Below are 18287 nucleotides of genomic sequence, written 5' to 3' on the forward strand. Positions count from 1 at the left end.
AAAGGGTGGTCACTTGATACGTATGAGTGTACTTGCAAGTGGTAGTACGGGAAATGCCACTTATATAGAGAATGATAAGGGTAGTCTACTTGTGGATGTCGGTCTGACAGGTAAAAAGATGGAAGGTTTATTTGAACAAATAGACCGCAAAATTGAAAATTTAAACGGAATTCTTGTGACACATGAACATGTCGATCATATTAAAGGACTAGGCGTTATCGCGCGTAAATATGGATTGCCTATTTATGCGAATGAAAAAACATGGTCATGTATCGATAAGAAAGACAGCAAAATTCCCACTGATCAGAAATTTATTTTTAATCCATATGAAACGAAATCAATTGCAGGATTTGATATTGAATCATTCAACGTCTCACATGATGCGATTGATCCACAATTTTATATTTTCCATAACGATTATAAAAAATTGACGCTGATTACAGATACAGGATATGTGTCCGATCGTATGAAAGGTATGATCCGTGGTAGTGATGCCTTTGTATTTGAAAGCAATCACGATGTAGACATGTTGCGTATGGGTCGTTACCCATGGAAGACGAAACAACGTATTTTAAGTGATATGGGGCATGTATCTAATGAAGATGCTGCTTATGCGATGAGAGATGTCATCACAGGTCAGACGAAACGTATCTATTTGTCGCATCTGTCTCAAGACAACAATATGAAAGACCTGGCACGAATGAGTGTTGGACAAATATTACAAGAACACGATATTGATACGAATAATGAAGTGAAATTGTGTGATACGGATAAAGAACAGGCAACACCAATTTATACACTATAAAACGATATAATGAAGAAAGGTCATGAGATACAATGCTGTTATTGAAGCATGTGTACGTCATGGCCTTTTTTGTTGTATAGTATAAAATGAATAAATGCACAGGATATACAGTCATTTATCCCCATAACTGTGCACAAATTAATCAACAATTGTTAATATCCACATGTTAATAAACGGTTTATCAATAAGGTTATACACATATCCACAGAGTTATGCACAAAAATTTGTGTTTTCATTGGTATTTCTATTATTTTTTATATACATAAGTTGTATAATCAAAGACTCTTATGTGAATAAGTTAATAACATGTGGATAACTTATTAAAATATACACATAAGGAGCATTATATGAAAATTACAGTCATTGCAGTTGGGAAATTAAAAGAAAAATATTGGAAACAAGCCATATCAGAATATGAAAAACGACTCGGTGCCTATACGAAAATTGAGATCATTGAAGTCCCTGATGAAAAAGCACCTGAAACAATGAGTGATAAAGAAGTAGAACAAGTGAAATATAAAGAAGGACAACGTATTCTTGCTAAAATCAAACCACAATCTACAGTCATCACACTAGAAATACAAGGTAAGATGTTAAGTTCAGAAGCATTAGCACAGGAAATTCAACAGCGTATGACACGTGGGACAAGTGACTTTATCTTTGTCATTGGTGGGTCTAATGGTTTACATCAGGATGTATTGAACCGTAGTGACTATGCACTATCATTCAGTAAAATGACTTTCCCTCATCAAATGATGCGTGTGATTTTACTGGAGCAAGTGTATCGTGCGTTTAAGATCATGCGTGGCGAAGCGTATCACAAATAAAACTAAAAAATAAGTTGTATGTAACTCACTTTGAAATTGATTGAATATATAGTATCTTTAATAAAATGCAGCTATTGTGGCGTAGAATTTGAGAATCAAAAAAGGATTAATATAGTTTGAAGAGACTGAGCATAAATACTAGAAAAATGGCCAGTAAATGAGTTTATTATAAATTCATTTACTGGCTTCTTTAAATAATTATCTAGACAATTTGCTTTTCTAGACATACTCTGAAATGCGTTATTTTCTTTAAGGATATTAATATATGACTTGTTTTGGTAATGATAACCTTGGTCAGAGTGTATTGTCATGCGATAGTTAAGATTAGATCTTTTAATTAAAACATTGTTTTAAATATCGATGACAAGGTCTAATGTAGGACGTGTAGACATAAGTTTCGGAATTATATAAATTCATAAAAGTAGATAAATCGAAATCCTTTATACCCCTAATGGGTATGTGTTATAGTATAAGTATAGCTAATATAATATTTTCATAAATAGGAGGAGTTAATTTGAAGAATAATGGTGAAGCGCATAATCATCAAAATCACATGAATCATTCCAATCAAATGCATCATGATAACCATGAATCACATAATCATCATAGTGGCCATGCACATCATCATGGGAATTTTAAAGCTAAGTTTTTTGTTTCATTAATTTTTGCAATACCTATCATTCTTTTATCGCCACTGATGGGTGTTAACTTACCTTTTCAATTCACATTTCCAGGTTCTGAATGGGTAGTGTTAATATTAAGTACAATTTTATTCTTTTATGGTGGTAAACCGTTCTTGTCTGGTGGTAAAGATGAAATTGCTGCAAAAAAACCAGGCATGATGACCTTAGTTGCCCTAGGCATTTCGGTAGCTTATATTTATAGCTTGTATGCTTTTTATATGAATAACTTTAGTAGTGCAACTGGTCATACAATGGACTTTTTTTGGGAATTAGCTACCTTAATTTTAATTATGTTATTAGGACATTGGATAGAAATGAATGCTGTCGGAAATGCTGGAGATGCCTTAAAGAAAATGGCAGAACTTTTACCTAATAGTGCTATTAAAGTTATGGACAATGGTCAACGCGAAGAAGTTAAAATATCAGAGATCATGACTGATGATATCGTCGAAGTAAAAGCCGGAGAAAGCATTCCAACAGATGGTATTATTGTTCAAGGACAAACATCCATAGATGAATCCCTAGTCACTGGAGAATCAAAAAAAGTACAAAAAAATCAAAATGACAACGTTATTGGGGGTTCTATTAATGGATCTGGAACAATACAAGTCAAGGTTACAGCTGTTGGAGAAGATGGATATCTTTCTCAAGTTATGGGACTTGTTAATCAAGCACAAAATGATAAATCTAGTGCTGAATTGTTATCTGATAAAGTAGCGGGTTATTTATTCTACTTTGCTGTAAGTGTCGGCGTGATTTCGTTTATTGTCTGGATGCTCATTCAAAATGATGTTGATTTTGCATTAGAACGTCTCGTAACTGTATTAGTCATTGCTTGTCCACATGCTTTAGGCTTGGCAATACCTTTAGTCACTGCACGTTCTACTTCAATTGGTGCACATAATGGTTTAATTATTAAAAATAGAGAGTCTGTAGAAATAGCTCAACATATCGATTATGTAATGATGGATAAAACTGGTACTTTAACTGAGGGTAACTTTTCTGTGAATCATTATGAGAGCTTTAAAAATGATTTGAGTAATGATACAATATTAAGCCTTTTCGCCTCATTAGAAAGTCAATCTAATCACCCATTAGCTATAAGTATTGTTGATTTTGCGAAAAGTAAAAATGTTTCATTTACTAATCCACAAGACGTTAATAATATTCCAGGTGTCGGATTAGAAGGTCTAATTGATAATAAAACATATAAAATAACAAATGTCTCTTATCTTGATAAACATAAACTTAATTATGACGATGACTTGTTTACTAAATTAGCTCAACAAGGTAATTCAATCAGCTATTTAATTGAGGAACAACAAGTCATTGGCATGATTGCTCAAGGAGATCAAATTAAAGAAAGCTCAAAACAAATGGTAGCTGAGTTACTATCAAGAAATATTACACCAGTCATGCTTACAGGTGACAATAATGAAGTGGCACACGCTGTCGCAAAAGAATTAGGTATTAGTGATGTCCACGCACAACTCATGCCAGAAGATAAGGAAAGCATTATAAAAGATTATCAAAGTAACGGTAATAAAGTCATGATGGTCGGAGACGGTATCAACGATGCGCCGAGTCTTATAAGAGCCGATATTGGTATAGCAATTGGTGCAGGCACAGATGTTGCAGTGGATTCAGGTGATATCATACTTGTTAAAAGTAATCCATCAGATATTATTCATTTCTTGACCCTTTCAAATAATACTATGAGAAAAATGGTGCAAAACTTATGGTGGGGTGCAGGTTATAATATTGTTGCTGTACCTTTAGCAGCTGGTATTTTAGCATTTATCGGCTTGATTTTATCACCTGCAATAGGTGCTATTTTAATGTCACTAAGTACGGTTATTGTTGCAATTAATGCCTTTACATTAAAATTAAAATAAAAGATAGGAGTTTTATTATGATTAAAAAATTATTTTTTATGATATTAGGATCATTACTAATATTATCAGCTTGCTCCAATAATGATGAAAAAGATAAAGACACTAATGACCAAAAAAGTGAGAGCCATATGAAACATAATGATGAAAGTAAAGTTCCAGAAGATATGAAATCGACTAATGAGGGTGAATTTAAAGTGGGAGATAAAGTAACGATTACAGCAGGGCATATGCCAGGTATGAAAGGTGCAGAAGCTACTGTAAAAGGTGCGTATAAAACATATGCCTATGTTGTAAGTTATAAACCCACAAATGGAAATGAAAAAGTAAACAATCATAAATGGGTCGTAAACGAAGAGATTAAAGATGCACCTAAAGATGGATTTAGTAAGGGCGATACTGTTAAATTAGAAGCAAGTCATATGTCTGGTATGAAAGGTGCTACAGCCAATATAGATAACGTGAAAAAGACTACTGTTTACGTAGTTGATTACAAATCCAAAGATAATGGTAAAATCATTAAAAATCATAAATGGATGACAGGAAATGAGCTGAAAGCACGATAAAAATCTAGTTCTAAATTGAGAAATAAATAGATATAAAAATATCCCACTTGATCAATAATTTAAATAACTTATTATTTTTAAGGAGGATATTTTTTAGCGTGTAAATTAAAAAGAATTTTAGAAGAATAAAATTTATAAAAAAAACTATTCATTACCTTATTAATTGAAATTATATAATTAAAAACCGCATCATTAACCGATACTCAGAAGCATATCACAAATAAAACTAAAAAAACGAGGTTGAACAATAATATTCATTATGAATTTTTTGAGTAAATCTTAGGAGGAGAAATTAAATTGATTAAACCTAAAGATATAGTTCAATTTTTAAAGCCATGGTTTTTGGCTCTTATATTTGTTGTTTTTATACTTATTCAAGTAGCAGGTTTCACTGGTTATAGTGAAGATTTTTTCGGGCTATTTCATATTGGAATTGGACAATTAGGTTTACTTTTACGATACAGCTTGGCATTTTTATTGTCTGGTGTTGTTACCTTTATTTACTTGTACTATTATAAAAAATTCATAGGAAAAAATAAGAATGATTATATAAAAAAAGTGAAGTCTGTTGTTGTTTTTGTGACATTTTTTATAGGTGGATTTATTATATATAAAGATATATACCTATCAGACATATTGCAAAACGCTTTATGGTTCTGTTGCAAAGTTGAGTTTATAGTATAATTTTAACAAAAAGGAGTATGCTATATGAACTATTTCAGATATAAACAATTTAACAAGGACGTCATCACTGTAGCCGTTGGCTACTATCTAAGATACGCACTGAGTTATCGTGATATATCTGAAATTCTAAGAGAACGTGGTGTCAACGTTCATCATTCAACGGTCTACCGTTGGGTTCAAGAATATGCTCCGATTTTGTATCAAATTTGGAAGAAAAAACATAAAAAAGCCTATTACAAATGGCGTATTGATGAGACGTACGTCAAAATAAAAGGGAAATGGAGCTATTTATATCGTGCTATTGATGCAGAGGGGCATACATTAGATATTTGGTTGCGTAAGCAACGTGATAATCATGCAGCATATGCGTTTATCAAACGTCTTATTAAACAATTTGGTAAACCTCAAAAAGTGATTACAGATCAGGTACCTTCAACGAAGGTAGCCATGGCTAAAGTTATTAAAACGTTTAAACTGAATCCCGACTGTCATTGTACATCGAAATATCTGAATAATCTCATTGAGCAAGATCACCGTCATATTAAAGTAAGAAAGACAAGATATCAAAGTATGAATACGGCAAAGAATACTTTAAAAGGTATTGAATGTATTTACGCTCTATATAAAAAGAACCGCAGGTCTCTTCAGATCTACGGATTTTCGCCATGCCACGAAATTAGCATCATGCTAGCAAGTTAAACGAACACTGACATGACATATTAGTGGTTAGCTATATTTTTTTACTTTGCAACAGAACCAAAAAATAGACAATGTGAGTTACGCGGATATTCTGGAAATTTTAAAAATCAAAAAAGCGCATAATGTTAAACAATGCGGCAATGTCTTAGAATTCAAACCGACCGATGAAGGTTATTTGAAATTATATAAAACGTGGTTTTGTAAATCGAAGTTATGTCCGGTTTGTAATTGGAGGCGTGCGATGAAAAATAGTTATCACGCTCGAAAAGTGATTGAAGAGGTGATAAAAGAAAAACCGAAAGGGCGTTGGTTATTTTTAACACTTTCGACACGAAATGCGATAGATGGGGATACGTTAGATCAAAGTTTAAAACATTTAACAGAATCATTTAGAAGATTGTTTAAGTATAAAAAAATTAGTAAAAATTTAATTGGTTTTATTAGGTCAACAGAAGTGACAGTTAATAAAAATGACGGTAGTTATAATCAACATATGCATGTGTTGATGTGTGTCGAAAATAGTTATTTTAAGAATAAAGCTAATTATATAACTCAAGAAGAATGGATTGATTTGTGGCAAAAAGCATTACAAGTTGATTATCGTCCAGTTGCAAATATCAAAGCGATCAAACCGAATAAAAAGGGGGATAAAGATATTCAAGCAGCAATCAAAGAGACCTCAAAATATTCGGTTAAATCATCAGATTATTTAACTGATGATGATGAAAGAAATCAAGAAATTGTGAGAGATTTAGAATACGGCTTGTATCGAAAACGTATGTTGAGTTATGGTGGTTTGCTTAAACAAAAGCATAAAATTTTAAATTTAGATGACTCAGAGGACGGTAATTTAATTAATACAAGTGATGAAGAACAAACGACAGATGAAGAAGAAAAAGCACATTCAATTACGGCAATCTGGAATTTTGAAAAACAAAATTATTTTTTGAAAAATTTGTAGCGTTAGCTTAAAAGCTAGCGTTTTTTTATGCTTTTTTACCTCCGTAGGAACTATAGTGTTCAACCGGCATGGTTGACCAGTTTGTATGCTAATTTTTAAATTTGCATGTAACTGGGCAGTGTCTTAAAAAATCGACACTGGAATTGTTAAAAATTGATGTCTGGATTATCTGAAAAATAAAAATCATAAATCTTAAGAAATTCAAAATCAGTATCTGATATGTTTTGTTCTTTCATGATTTTAATTACATTTTGAATTCGTTGGTCGTTAGGGATATTACATAGTTCAGAAATTTCTTTTGATGTTTTATCAAATACGGAAAATGTAAATTCAAAGTTTATTGTCATAAAGAACACCTCTTATTTGGCTCATATTTGCGTTTTAAGAAACAAATATAATTATACAGGTGAAAACTATATATTTTTAAAGTTTGCTCTAAATACCCCCTTAAAATGCAAAATAAGGGTATTGGATTATCACACGCAAATTTTGTTTTTAGCACGACACCTTTTCAGGTGTGTAAGTGCGCCCTTGGACAATGGAAAAATAAAACTCTTAATTAAACAGAGTTTAACTAAGATAGTCACGAGGAATTGAATAGCCTTTAATTCTGAGTTTCTTCAGATGTACCTGATTTATGGGGTGGTTTATGGTATGACGTTAAATTAACCCATGAATCAACGTATAAACTAATACATAATGTAGGGGTAAAAAAGCACATAAAATAAGCACGCATTTATGCCGAGAAAATTTATTGATCAATGAGAAGAACCCTTAACTAAACTTGTAGACGAATGTCGGCATAGCGTGAGCTATTAAGCCGACCATTCGACAAGTTTTGGGTTTGTTAAGGGTTCCGAGGCTCATTGTCAATAAAGCAATTGGAATAAAGCAATAAAGATTAACTTAATACTTTTACAATGAGGGTTGAGATGATTTTATAAGCTAAAAATAAAATACTTACTTTAACTATAAATATAATTGCAAATATTATTACTTCGCCGATACTTTGTATGTTAGTAAATGATGCAGTAGAAGTGCTAAACGTTGCAAACATTAAAGCTACAAATAAACTAAACCAATAACTAGTTACTATTTCTGTTATTTTCATAAAATCACCTTACTAGAGTTATTTTTTATAAATGACCATTAGTAGAGCAATAATCATCAAAAGCTGCCCATTTTCCTTTGTTAGACTGACAAGTTTTTTTAATTCCATAATTCATTATTTCATCAAGCAATTTAGTTGCTACTGCTCATCCTATTACACCGAGTACTGCTGCTAATGCTGGGGCTATACGTGTAGATGTACCTTCATTATTATTTGAATCTAGATCGGGTTTGAACCCTATTTTTTGGTTAAATTTCTCTATTTGGTCTTTATTCATACTTTCGAAATATGTTTTAAGATTTTCTGCTTGTTTTTGTGTCAATCCATTATTTGTAGCGTATTCTGTATTGAAAACATATTTTTTATTTTGAATATCGTATTTTAGAGACTTTTGTATTGTATTGATTTCTTTTTCACTGATTGAACTACTTTCTGCTTGGGTTGGATTATTGAATATACCGAAAAAAGTAATAATAAGACTTAAAGTTAATAAAAAACTTTTGTTAAATATAATTTTTTCATCATGATATCCTCCTTTATTAAATTTTACCCCAAGTAAAATTGATAAAACTTTATTAGAGGTTTTGAAACGAGTTGAAAACGAGTTTCTTCTTGTCTTGATACTATATAGAAATAACGTTCTTTTTAAGAATGTGCGTTTAACGTTGATATATCAACGTTTTTGTTGATTTTCTAGGTGGAAAACAAAATTTGACGATTATAACATGGAAAAGTATACTGAGAAAAAACAAAGAAATCAAGTATTTCAAAAATTTATTAAACGTCATATTGGAGAGAATCAAATGGATTTAGTTGAAGATTGCAATACATTTCTGTCTTTTGTAGCTGATAAAACTTTAGAAAAACAGAAATTATATAAAGCTAATTCTTGTAAAAATCGATTTTGTCCTGTCTGTGCTTGGAGAAAAGCTAGAAAAGATGCGTTGGGTTTATCTTTGATGATGAAATATATTAAGCAGCAAGAGAAAAAGGAGTTTATCTTTTTAACTTTGACTACACCTAATGTAATGAGTGATGAATTAGAAGGTTCTGTTGCAAAGTTGAGTTTATAGTATAATTTTAACAAAAAGGAGTATGCTATATGAACTATTTCAGATATAAACAATTTAACAAGGACGTCATCACTGTAGCCGTTGGCTACTATCTAAGATACGCACTGAGTTATCGTGATATATCTGAAATTCTAAGAGAACGTGGTGTCAACGTTCATCATTCAACGGTCTACCGTTGGGTTCAAGAATATGCTCCGATTTTGTATCAAATTTGGAAGAAAAAACATAAAAAAGCCTATTACAAATGGCGTATTGATGAGACGTACGTCAAAATAAAAGGGAAATGGAGCTATTTATATCGTGCTATTGATGCAGAGGGGCATACATTAGATATTTGGTTGCGTAAGCAACGTGATAATCATGCAGCATATGCGTTTATCAAACGTCTCATTAAACAATTTGGTAAACCTCAAAAAGTGATTACAGATCAGGTACCTTCAACGAAGGTAGCCATGGCTAAAGTTATTAAAACGTTTAAACTGAATCCCGACTGTTATTGTACATCGAAATATCTGAATAATCTCATTGAGCAAGATCACCGTCATATTAAAGTAAGAAAGACAAGATATCAAAGTATGAATACGGCAAAGAATACTTTAAAAGGTATTGAATGTATTTACGCTCTATATAAAAAGAACCGCAGGTCTCTTCAGATCTACGGATTTTCGCCATGCCACGAAATTAGCATCATGCTAGCAAGTTAAACGAACACTGACATATTAGTGGTTAGCTATATTTTTTTACTTTGCAACAGAACCGCTTTTTTTCACTTAAATTCAAGATAAGAAAAAACCATGAAAAATAGACCTGCAAAACAATAACTATTGTGATAAAGTTTGCTAAAAAGGAGTTTTGAAGTTGAAAAAAAACAGAACGTAATTTATTTTCTATTTTCTTATCTTTAGGAAGTCTTTTTGCAACCTTTAGTGGTTTCTTTATTTTGGGCATTGGAATGTTAATTGGTGGAGCAACTTTATTAACTAAAAGTATTTCTGAAGAATAAAAGAGTTGACGCATTTATGCCGAGAAAATTTTTGGTGGGAAAAGCGAAACGGAAACATACTAAAAAGCCGAATGGCTGGATACCGTTAGGTATCAATTTTGCCATTTGACAGCTTTTTTATTTTTTGTTTCGCTGTTGGTTCACACCAAAAGGAAATTGGAAGGTGGATTTTATAATCAACTTAGCCACCTTTAGACAAAAAAACGCCAGGTGAATTTCATGTTATTATTGAGGCTACCAGACCAAATCAATAAAGGAATGAATTCACATGACGCATACTTATTCTAACATGACAAACCATAAAGGAACACACTTAAGTTATGAAGAACGTGTTCAAATAGAAACACTTAAAAATTTAGGTTTTTCAAATCGTGCAATAGCGCGTGAATTAGGACGTGCACCTCAAACAATCAATAACGAAATTCATCGAGGAACAACACGTCAAATTAAACGACAAAAACAACAACATAAAGTCTATGAATATGAGACGCAAATTTATTTTTCTTCACTAGGTCAACAACGTTATCGACAAAACAGACAACAATGTGGTGCTCAGCCCTTATGGAAGAAGAACCCATTATTTATGCCATGGGCAGATCACCTCATGAAAAAGAAACGCTGGTCACCTGAAGCAGTCGTGGCATATGCTCACAAGGAACAATGTTTTGAAAGAGAAGAAATCCCTTCAACAACGACAGTATATGCTTGGATAGATCAACAAATCATGGAAACTAAGAATATTGATCTACTAGAAAAATTAAAAAGACGTCACTCTACTCAGAATAGCTACCATAATCATCCACACAGTCGAGTGCTCGGTCCAAGTATTGAGACACGTCCTAGTGAAATTGAATCACGTCAGTCTTTTGGTCACTGGGAAATAGATACCGTAATAGGAACTAAAGACAAGTCAAAGCCAGTTATCTTAACACTTGTTGAGAGACAAACGCGTTTTGAAATACTAGAAATAATAGAAAGTAAAAGTGCTGATGCGGTGTCTCACGCATTGAAAAACTTATTTGACTCCTTAGGCGAAAAAGCACCAAAAATCTTTAAATCTATCACATCTGACAATGGTTCAGAATTTGCATTGCTGTATGAAGAATTTGGCCATATGATAGAAATATACTTCACACATCCATTCTCATCATATGAACGTGGGACAAGTGAAAACCAACATAAAATGATTCGTCGTTTTATTCCAAAAGTACATGATTTATCCAATGTTCAAAAACGCTTCATAAAAGCCATACAACAATATATGAATGACTATCCTAGAAAGACTTTAAATTACAACACAGCTCATCATCAAATGACAGAATGTTTAAAGCACCTCAATCTGTATGGATCTTTCCAAAGCTAAAGTCTTAGCTTTGGTTACCTGTTGAGTATTAATTGATTAAAACCAATCAATCCTCAACAGGTTCGAATACGGTTAACCCTTGTGTACACCTCAGTCATTATAGGTGGCTAACTTAAACTTGAAATTCTCGTTTATTTTGCAGATAATCCAGATATCAATTTTTAAAAAATCCAGTGTCGATTTTTTAAAACACTGCCCAGTTACATGCAAATTAAAATTTTCATGATTTTTTATAGTTCCTAACAGGGTTAAAATTTGTATAACAAAAGTATAATGTTTATATAACGTTAGTATAATAAAACATTTTAACATTATACTTTTGATAATCGTTTATCGCCGTCATCACAATAACTTTTAAAATACTCGTGCATAATTCAACAGCTGACCTCCCAATAACTACATGATGTTATCGGGAGGTCAGCTGTTAACACTTATATTTTGTTATTGTTCTTCCTCGATTTCGTCTATCATTTTATGATTAATTTCTCTTTTTTCTTGTTCTGTTAAATCATAAAGTTCACTAGCCAAATACTCTTTTTGTTTCCAAATATAAAAAATTTGATAGATATATTCGGTTGGATCAATTTCTTTTAAATAATCTAAATCCCCATTTTTTAATTTCTTTTTAGCCTCTTTAAATAATCCTGAATAAACTAAAACCTGTTTACCTTTAAGTGATTTATAGAATGCATCAAATACTTTTTGATTTATTAAATAATCACTATCTTTACCAGAATACTTAGCCATTTCATATAACTCTTTATTGTTATTTTGTCTTATTTTTTGAACTTGAACTTGTGTGATTTCTGAAATGCCCGTTACATCACGCCATAAATCTAACCATTCTTGTTGGCTAATATAATATCTTTTATCTGTGAAATACGATTTATTTACTGCAATTAACACATGAAAATGAGGATTATAATCATCTCTTTTTTTATTATATGTAAGGTTCTGTTGCAAAGTAAAAAAATATAGCTAACCACTAATATGTCATGTCAGTGTTCGTTTAACTTGCTAGCATGATGCTAATTTCGTGGCATGGCGAAAATCCGCAGATCTGAAGAGACCTGCGGTTCTTTTTATATAGAGCGTAAATATATTGAATACCTTTTAAAGTATTCTTTGCCGTATTGATACTTTGATATCTTGTCTTTCTTACTTTAATATGACGGTGATCTTGCTCAATGAGATTATTCAGATATTTCGATGTACAATGACAGTCGGGATTCAGTTTAAACGTTTTAATAACTTTAGTCATGGCTACCTTCGTTGAAGGTGCCTGATCTGTAATCACTTTTTGAGGTTTACCAAATTGTTTAATGAGACGTTTGATAAACGCATATGCTGCATGATTATCACGTTGCTTACGCAACCAAATATCTAATGTATGTCCCTCTGCATCAATGGCACGATATAAATAGTTCCATTTTCCTTTTATTTTGATGTACGTCTCATCAATACGCCATTTGTAATAAGCTTTTTTATGCTTTTTCTTCCAAATTTGATATAAAATCGGGGCATATTCTTGAACCCAACGGTAGACCGTTGAATGATGAACATTTACACCACGTTCCCTTAATATTTCAGATATATCACGATAACTCAATGCATATCTTAGATAGTAGCCAACGGCTAAAGTGATGACGTCCTTGTTAAATTGTTTATATCTGAAATAGTTCATACAGAAGACTCCTTTTTGTTAAAATTATACTATAAATTCAACTTTGCAACAGAACCTGTCAGAAGGTAATCCTTATAATAAGGGTACACGTAAAAATCAGTTAACAGGTAGTTATGGACTATTTTCCCCTAGTGAAGTAAAAAGCGAGGGAACGAGATATCCAATTGATTTAACTTATTTTAAAACGGCAGAATCTGAAGGTAAAGTTTACCATCCGACTCAAAAACCCATAGATTTAGGCAGATATTTAGTAAAAACTTATTCTAATTTGGGTGATACCATTTTAGATAATACTTGTGGTAGTGGTTCATTTTTAGTTTCTGCACTATTAGAAGGACGTAACTTTATAGGTATAGACAAGGACATTGGACTACACGAGTTTGACTAGAATTATAACATGAAATCGAAAGCTTCTAAAATAACCAACATTTATGTTAAAGTATGAAAATGGATTGAAAACGAAAAAATGTAATGAAAGAAGGATTGTTGTGACTCAACAATTTATCATAATTATTATACTGATTGCATTGGGTTATACATTAAAGAGGATTAATTACTTTAAGGCGAATGATAGTCAAGTATTCTCTACCTTAGTATTAAATGTCACATTGCCTTCGCTAGTAATAGTTAATTTGAACGGTGCAGAATTAGATTTATCACTTTCAATTTTACCAATAATGATGATTATTTATGGTATTCTTGCCAAAATTATTGTGGTCTGGTTATTTATAAATTATGATAATCAGATTCGTGGTGCCACTGGCATGATGATAGCTTCGTTAAATATAGGGTTATTTGCGTATCCACTCGTTGAAGCGATATGGCCACAAACAGGGATGATATACTTTGGTATGGCTGATATAGGTGGGGCTATTATCATGTTTGGTGTAACTTACTTTGTCGGTAGCTATTTTAGTAGTGAAGGGGATAGTTTCGACTTTAAATATTTAGGGAAAAACTTGCTTAAATCGGTGCCACTTATGACATATATTATAATGTTTATCTTAAATATGCTTGATATTCATTTTCCAGAGCCAGTAATTGATTTCTTCTCTGTGCTATCAGGTGCGAATATGCCATTATCAATGATTTTACTAGGTCTGATGTTAAACTTCAGTATTGATAAGAGATTCTTACCAATTGCTCTTAAATATTTAGCTATACACTATGGCTTAGGTATTATTGCTGGCTTATTAGTACATTTCTTTTTACCAGTTGATGATGAGATGATCAAAACAACTCTACAAGTTGCCTGGTTATTACCAGTTGGCGTAGCTATCATACCTTACTCCATACAATTTAAATATAAAACTTTACCACTGGTAGGTATGGTCACTAATTTAACGATTGTCATTAGCATTGTCATTTTATATATTTATCAAGCTTTATTTGTATAAAACGTTTTTAATGAATACTTTATTTATCAAACACATGTTAAGGTTGCGGCAATTAATTGCCGCAACCTTAATCGTTATATGGGCAGTAGCTTAAACTCTCCTCTATTTATTAGCTTTATTAATTGAAAAACAAGAATAATAAGACATTTCAGTTTAAATGGTCTTAGCAAACGATTTGTCGCTAGACAAGATTAAGTCTAATTGACAAATATAAGTTAGCCTTTACCGCCCTTAAATGCTGGGTAGTTTGTCATACCACCATCTACATAGATTGTAGTACCATGAATGTAGTCAGCTAGATCTGAACATAAGAAACGTGCAACATTTGCAACTTGATCAGCTTCACCAATTTCTTTGGCTGGAATCATTTCTAATGTTTCAGCGCGTGTTTCTGGGTCAGAGAATTTTTCTCTTGTATGTTCTGTTACGATAGCCCCAGGTGAGATATTGTTAATGCGGATGCCGTGTTGAGCATATTCCATAGACATTGTTTCCATCATTAATTTCAAACCACCTTTACTAGCAGCGTAGTTTACATAGTTTGGCCAAGGAATTCTATCGTGAACACTTGATGTATTAAGAATAATACCTTTTTTATCTTCTTTAAGAAATTGATTAACAGCGGCTTTTGAACCGATAAATGCACCAGTTAAGTTGATATCAATAACTTTTTGCCATTCTTCTAGAGGCATTTCATGAGTTGGAATTGGTTTTTCGAAACCAGCATTATTAATAAGAATATCTAATGTACCGAATGTATCAACTGCTGCTTTAATTAAATTGTTTACATCTTCTTCTTTTGATACATCTGCATGTACTTTAATTGCTTGTCCGCCTGCATCTTCAATTAATTTGATAGATTCAGCAACATCGTCTAATGAACTTTCTGAAAGATAGTTAATAACAACTTTAGCTTTTTCTTTACCAAATTGTTCTACCATTGCTTTACCAATGCCGCTACTACCACCTGTGATAACTACTACTTTGCCTTCTAAATCTTTGAACATATTCAAACTCCTCCTTAATTAGTAACAATCTAAAGCATGGTCATATCTCTTAATTATAATTATGCTTTAATATATCCGAGTACAAAGGCTGCAATAACGATAAGTACAATACCAGCCCAAATACCAATCATTTGACGTTTGTCTTTTTTCTCGCCTAATAGGAAAATACCGCCGAGTGTAGATACAATAACTAATAACTGTGAAAATGAGAAACTAGTTGCTACACCAACTTTTGGTTGTGAGTAGAACATAAATAAGTTACCGATACCCCACACAACACCTGGGATTAAATTCCATAGTGTACTTTTAACTGATGTTTCATGTTTAGCTGATAGTATTAAACCACCAATAGCCATACCTATAGATTGGAAGAATAAAGCATTCATTCCATCTACGCCGAATATTTGTGCTACTACTACGTAGACAACATAACCAACAGTAGAAATTAAAAGGATAGGCATCGCTTTACCAAAGTTTTTGGTACTTTCTGATTCTTCATTTTTACCTTTAATAGATGTTAAAGCAATACCGATAACAAGTAATACCATAGCAACAAGTCCTAATGTAACTTGCACACCAGTACTCCATTCACCTAAGAAAATAGCACTAAATAACGTTGTACCAACTAATTGTAAACCTGTAGAAATAGGCATTGTTTTTGAAACACCTATAAGGCTGACAGATTTTAATTGATAACCTTGTCCTAATGCCCAGAAAGCACCAGAAATTAAACCAACGATAATAATCGTAAGGTCATCAAATTTAGCATTACCTGTAAGTAATAAGATAATACCGATGATTAACGCACCAAAAGTTGTCCCTCTAATTTGATTATAAGGACCTCCACCTACAAGAACATTAATTAAAACTACACTACCCCAGAATAACGCGGGTAATAAAGCAATTAATAAATCCATACTTTTACTCACTCTCTCTCTATTTGTTTTTCTCCCCTTAAAACAATCACCAACAATTGTTTACAAACATTCATTCTAAACCAAACTATTATTTTAGTAAAAGTATTAGTTTATAATTTGCAATTTTTTTATAATTAAATTGCAAAAAGATTTTATTTTAAATAATGGTGGATTTTATAATCAACTTAGCTACCTTTAGACAAAAAACGCCACGTGAATTTCATGTTATTATTGAAGTTACCACACAAACAATAAAGGAATGAATTTACATGACGCATACTTATTCTAACATGACAAATCATAAAGGAACACACCTAAGTTATGTAGTCGGAAAAGGTGGCTAACTTAAACTTGAAATTTGCGTAATGAATTTTTTGAAAATAGCCCATTGAATGTATACATCCTATGTGTAATAAGGAATGACACTAATATCAAAAATTCAGAAATCAGTAATATTATTTTGAAAATATTACAACTTTTTATTTACTATACACAAATCGATTACAAGTATTTATTTTCATTTAAGCACGTGATAGATTGAGTTCTATAGTTTAAGAAAAGGAAGGTTTATTAAAATGAAAAAAATACTAACAACTTCAATAGCGACTATTGGAATTCTAACTATGAGTATTGCTCAACAAGACGCACAAGCTGAAGAACAAAGTAGTGTATCTACGCAAAATACTCACAACTATACGGGAATTGAAAATGATGTTTATTATACAATAGATAGTAAAGGGAATTATCATCACACATTAGATGGCAATTGGAATCAATCTATGTTTGAACATAAAGAATATAAATCGTATGAAGTAGATCAAAATGGTGTTACGCATTATTACTATTTTGAAAAAGATGATAATGATTATTCACCATCTCAATCAAATCAATCAATTAAGGATAAAGGTTATCAAGTAAATAATGGAGAAGAGAATCAAACATCTGAAACAAATAAAGAAACGATAGCAAATGATAATCAAACAGCTAAGCATAATGAAACAGGAAGTAATGGACATGTAGCGATTTCTAATGAAACAAATGATAATCAAGAAACAGCTCAATATAACAATACTGCTTCTAAAGAACAATCTACTCATAACAACGATGCAACTAGCACTAAGGAAGCGAAAGGTAATGCAGAAGCTTCATCAAATTGGCTTACTAAAAATAAAAAGTTACAAGAATATGGTCAATATCACGGCGGAGGTGCACATTACGGTGTAGATTATGCTATGGAAGAAAATACCCCTGTATACGCTTTAGCAGATGGAACTGTGATTCAAAGTGGTTGGAGTAACTACGGTGGTGGTAACCAAGTAACAATAAAAGAGAAAAATAGTGATTATTATCAATGGTACATGCATATGAATAAATTAAATGTAAATAAAGGTGACGAAGTGAAAGCAGGTCAACAAATTGGACAATCAGGTAATACTGGTAATTCAACGGCACCACATTTACATTTCCAACGTATGCAAGGTGGCGTAGGTAATGAATATTCAGTTAATCCAGATTCTTATATCAACAACAATCAATAATTTTATAAGAAAAAATCACGTCTTATTATAGGCGTGATTTTTTTATTTGAACTTAAGAAGTAGATATGTTTAAATGT

17 protein-coding genes and 2 pseudogenes are annotated in these 18287 nt (G+C 32.0%); 13 read left to right on the top strand and 6 right to left on the bottom strand.

Features of this window, described 5'->3' with window-relative positions; all coding sequences use genetic code 11:
- Positions 1 to 22 precede the first annotated feature (22 nt).
- The 7 genes from MUA88_RS00140 to MUA88_RS00170 all read left to right on the top strand — a co-directional run bounded on the left by MUA88_RS00140 (position 23) and on the right by MUA88_RS00170 (position 7117).
- The gene (locus tag MUA88_RS00140) at positions 23 to 805 is read left to right on the top strand and encodes an MBL fold metallo-hydrolase (protein ID WP_262605074.1); all 783 of its coding nucleotides are present in this window, start codon (positions 23 to 25) and stop codon (positions 803 to 805) included.
- Positions 806 to 1152: 347 nt separating this feature from the next.
- Positions 1153 to 1632 (top strand): 23S rRNA (pseudouridine(1915)-N(3))-methyltransferase RlmH, encoded by a 480-nt coding sequence (gene rlmH, locus MUA88_RS00145; protein WP_262604189.1) that lies wholly within the window; start codon positions 1153 to 1155, stop codon positions 1630 to 1632.
- Between the two features lie 514 nt (positions 1633 to 2146).
- The gene (locus MUA88_RS00150) at positions 2147 to 4210 is read left to right on the top strand and encodes a heavy metal translocating P-type ATPase (RefSeq protein ID WP_262604228.1); all 2064 of its coding nucleotides are present in this window, start codon (positions 2147 to 2149) and stop codon (positions 4208 to 4210) included.
- Positions 4211 to 4227: 17 nt separating this feature from the next.
- A complete protein-coding gene (locus tag MUA88_RS00155) occupies positions 4228 to 4773 on the top strand; it encodes a YdhK family protein (RefSeq protein WP_000592150.1) in 546 nt (181 codons plus the stop codon).
- 297 nt (positions 4774 to 5070) lie between these two features.
- Positions 5071 to 5457, top strand: coding sequence for a hypothetical protein (locus tag MUA88_RS00160; protein WP_262559937.1), 387 nt, complete (start codon positions 5071 to 5073; stop codon positions 5455 to 5457).
- A gap of 24 nt (positions 5458 to 5481) precedes the next feature.
- Entirely contained in the window at positions 5482 to 6156 is a 675-nt protein-coding gene (locus MUA88_RS00165) for an IS6 family transposase (RefSeq protein WP_262604229.1), read from the top strand.
- A 46-nt stretch (positions 6157 to 6202) separates the two neighbouring features.
- A complete protein-coding gene (locus MUA88_RS00170; protein ID WP_262604230.1) occupies positions 6203 to 7117 on the top strand; it encodes a protein rep in 915 nt (304 codons plus the stop codon).
- 146 nt (positions 7118 to 7263) lie between these two features.
- Here the strand turns inward: MUA88_RS00170 and MUA88_RS00175 are convergent, their stop codons facing one another.
- Both MUA88_RS00175 and MUA88_RS00180 read right to left on the bottom strand, forming a co-directional pair.
- Positions 7264 to 7464 (bottom strand): hypothetical protein, encoded by a 201-nt coding sequence (locus tag MUA88_RS00175; protein ID WP_262604231.1) that lies wholly within the window; start codon positions 7462 to 7464, stop codon positions 7264 to 7266.
- 909 nt (positions 7465 to 8373) lie between these two features.
- On the bottom strand, positions 8374 to 8550 hold the full coding sequence (locus MUA88_RS00180) for a hypothetical protein (protein ID WP_262605586.1): 177 nt from the start codon (positions 8548 to 8550) through the stop codon (positions 8374 to 8376).
- A gap of 403 nt (positions 8551 to 8953) precedes the next feature.
- On the opposite strand from MUA88_RS00180, the pseudogene MUA88_RS00185 reads away from it, so the two are divergent.
- From MUA88_RS00185 to MUA88_RS00195, 3 genes and pseudogenes are all read left to right on the top strand, one after another.
- Positions 8954 to 9283, top strand: a pseudogene (locus MUA88_RS00185) (protein rep); the annotation flags it as partial.
- A gap of 47 nt (positions 9284 to 9330) precedes the next feature.
- Positions 9331 to 10005, top strand: coding sequence for an IS6 family transposase (locus MUA88_RS00190; protein WP_262605587.1), 675 nt, complete (start codon positions 9331 to 9333; stop codon positions 10003 to 10005).
- Positions 10006 to 10572: 567 nt separating this feature from the next.
- Positions 10573 to 11667: an IS30 family transposase gene (locus MUA88_RS00195; RefSeq protein ID WP_481906603.1), complete on the top strand. Its 1095-nt coding sequence runs from the start codon at positions 10573 to 10575 to the stop codon at positions 11665 to 11667.
- 441 nt (positions 11668 to 12108) lie between these two features.
- Here the strand turns inward: MUA88_RS00195 and MUA88_RS00200 are convergent.
- Together MUA88_RS00200 and MUA88_RS00205 are read right to left on the bottom strand one after the other, a co-directional pair.
- A pseudogene (locus MUA88_RS00200) lies at positions 12109 to 12618 on the bottom strand (protein rep); the annotation flags it as partial.
- 58 nt (positions 12619 to 12676) lie between these two features.
- The gene (locus MUA88_RS00205; RefSeq protein ID WP_262605589.1) at positions 12677 to 13351 is read right to left on the bottom strand and encodes an IS6 family transposase; all 675 of its coding nucleotides are present in this window, start codon (positions 13349 to 13351) and stop codon (positions 12677 to 12679) included.
- A 43-nt stretch (positions 13352 to 13394) separates the two neighbouring features.
- Between MUA88_RS00205 and MUA88_RS00210 the strand changes: the two genes are divergently transcribed.
- Together MUA88_RS00210 and MUA88_RS00215 are read left to right on the top strand one after the other, a co-directional pair.
- On the top strand, positions 13395 to 13739 hold the full coding sequence (locus MUA88_RS00210) for a DNA methyltransferase (protein WP_262559944.1): 345 nt from the start codon (positions 13395 to 13397) through the stop codon (positions 13737 to 13739).
- A 100-nt stretch (positions 13740 to 13839) separates the two neighbouring features.
- Positions 13840 to 14748, top strand: coding sequence for an AEC family transporter (locus tag MUA88_RS00215; RefSeq protein WP_262605927.1), 909 nt, complete (start codon positions 13840 to 13842; stop codon positions 14746 to 14748).
- A 215-nt stretch (positions 14749 to 14963) separates the two neighbouring features.
- On the opposite strand, the gene MUA88_RS00220 is transcribed toward MUA88_RS00215, so the two are convergent.
- A complete protein-coding gene (locus MUA88_RS00220) occupies positions 14964 to 15755 on the bottom strand; it encodes a glucose 1-dehydrogenase (RefSeq protein WP_107504575.1) in 792 nt (263 codons plus the stop codon).
- Between the two features lie 59 nt (positions 15756 to 15814).
- A complete protein-coding gene (locus MUA88_RS00225; RefSeq protein ID WP_142019173.1) occupies positions 15815 to 16672 on the bottom strand; it encodes a RhaT/GlcU family sugar-proton symporter in 858 nt (285 codons plus the stop codon).
- Positions 16673 to 17247: 575 nt separating this feature from the next.
- On the opposite strand from MUA88_RS00225, the gene MUA88_RS00230 reads away from it, so the two are divergent.
- Positions 17248 to 18210 carry a M23 family metallopeptidase gene (locus MUA88_RS00230; protein WP_262559949.1) on the top strand — a complete coding sequence of 321 codons (963 nt, stop codon included), beginning with the start codon at positions 17248 to 17250 and terminating at the stop codon, positions 18208 to 18210.
- Positions 18211 to 18287 lie beyond the last annotated feature (77 nt).

Source organism: Staphylococcus sp. IVB6240 (genome assembly GCF_025558425.1).
Classification (GTDB): Bacteria; Bacillota; Bacilli; order Staphylococcales; family Staphylococcaceae; genus Staphylococcus.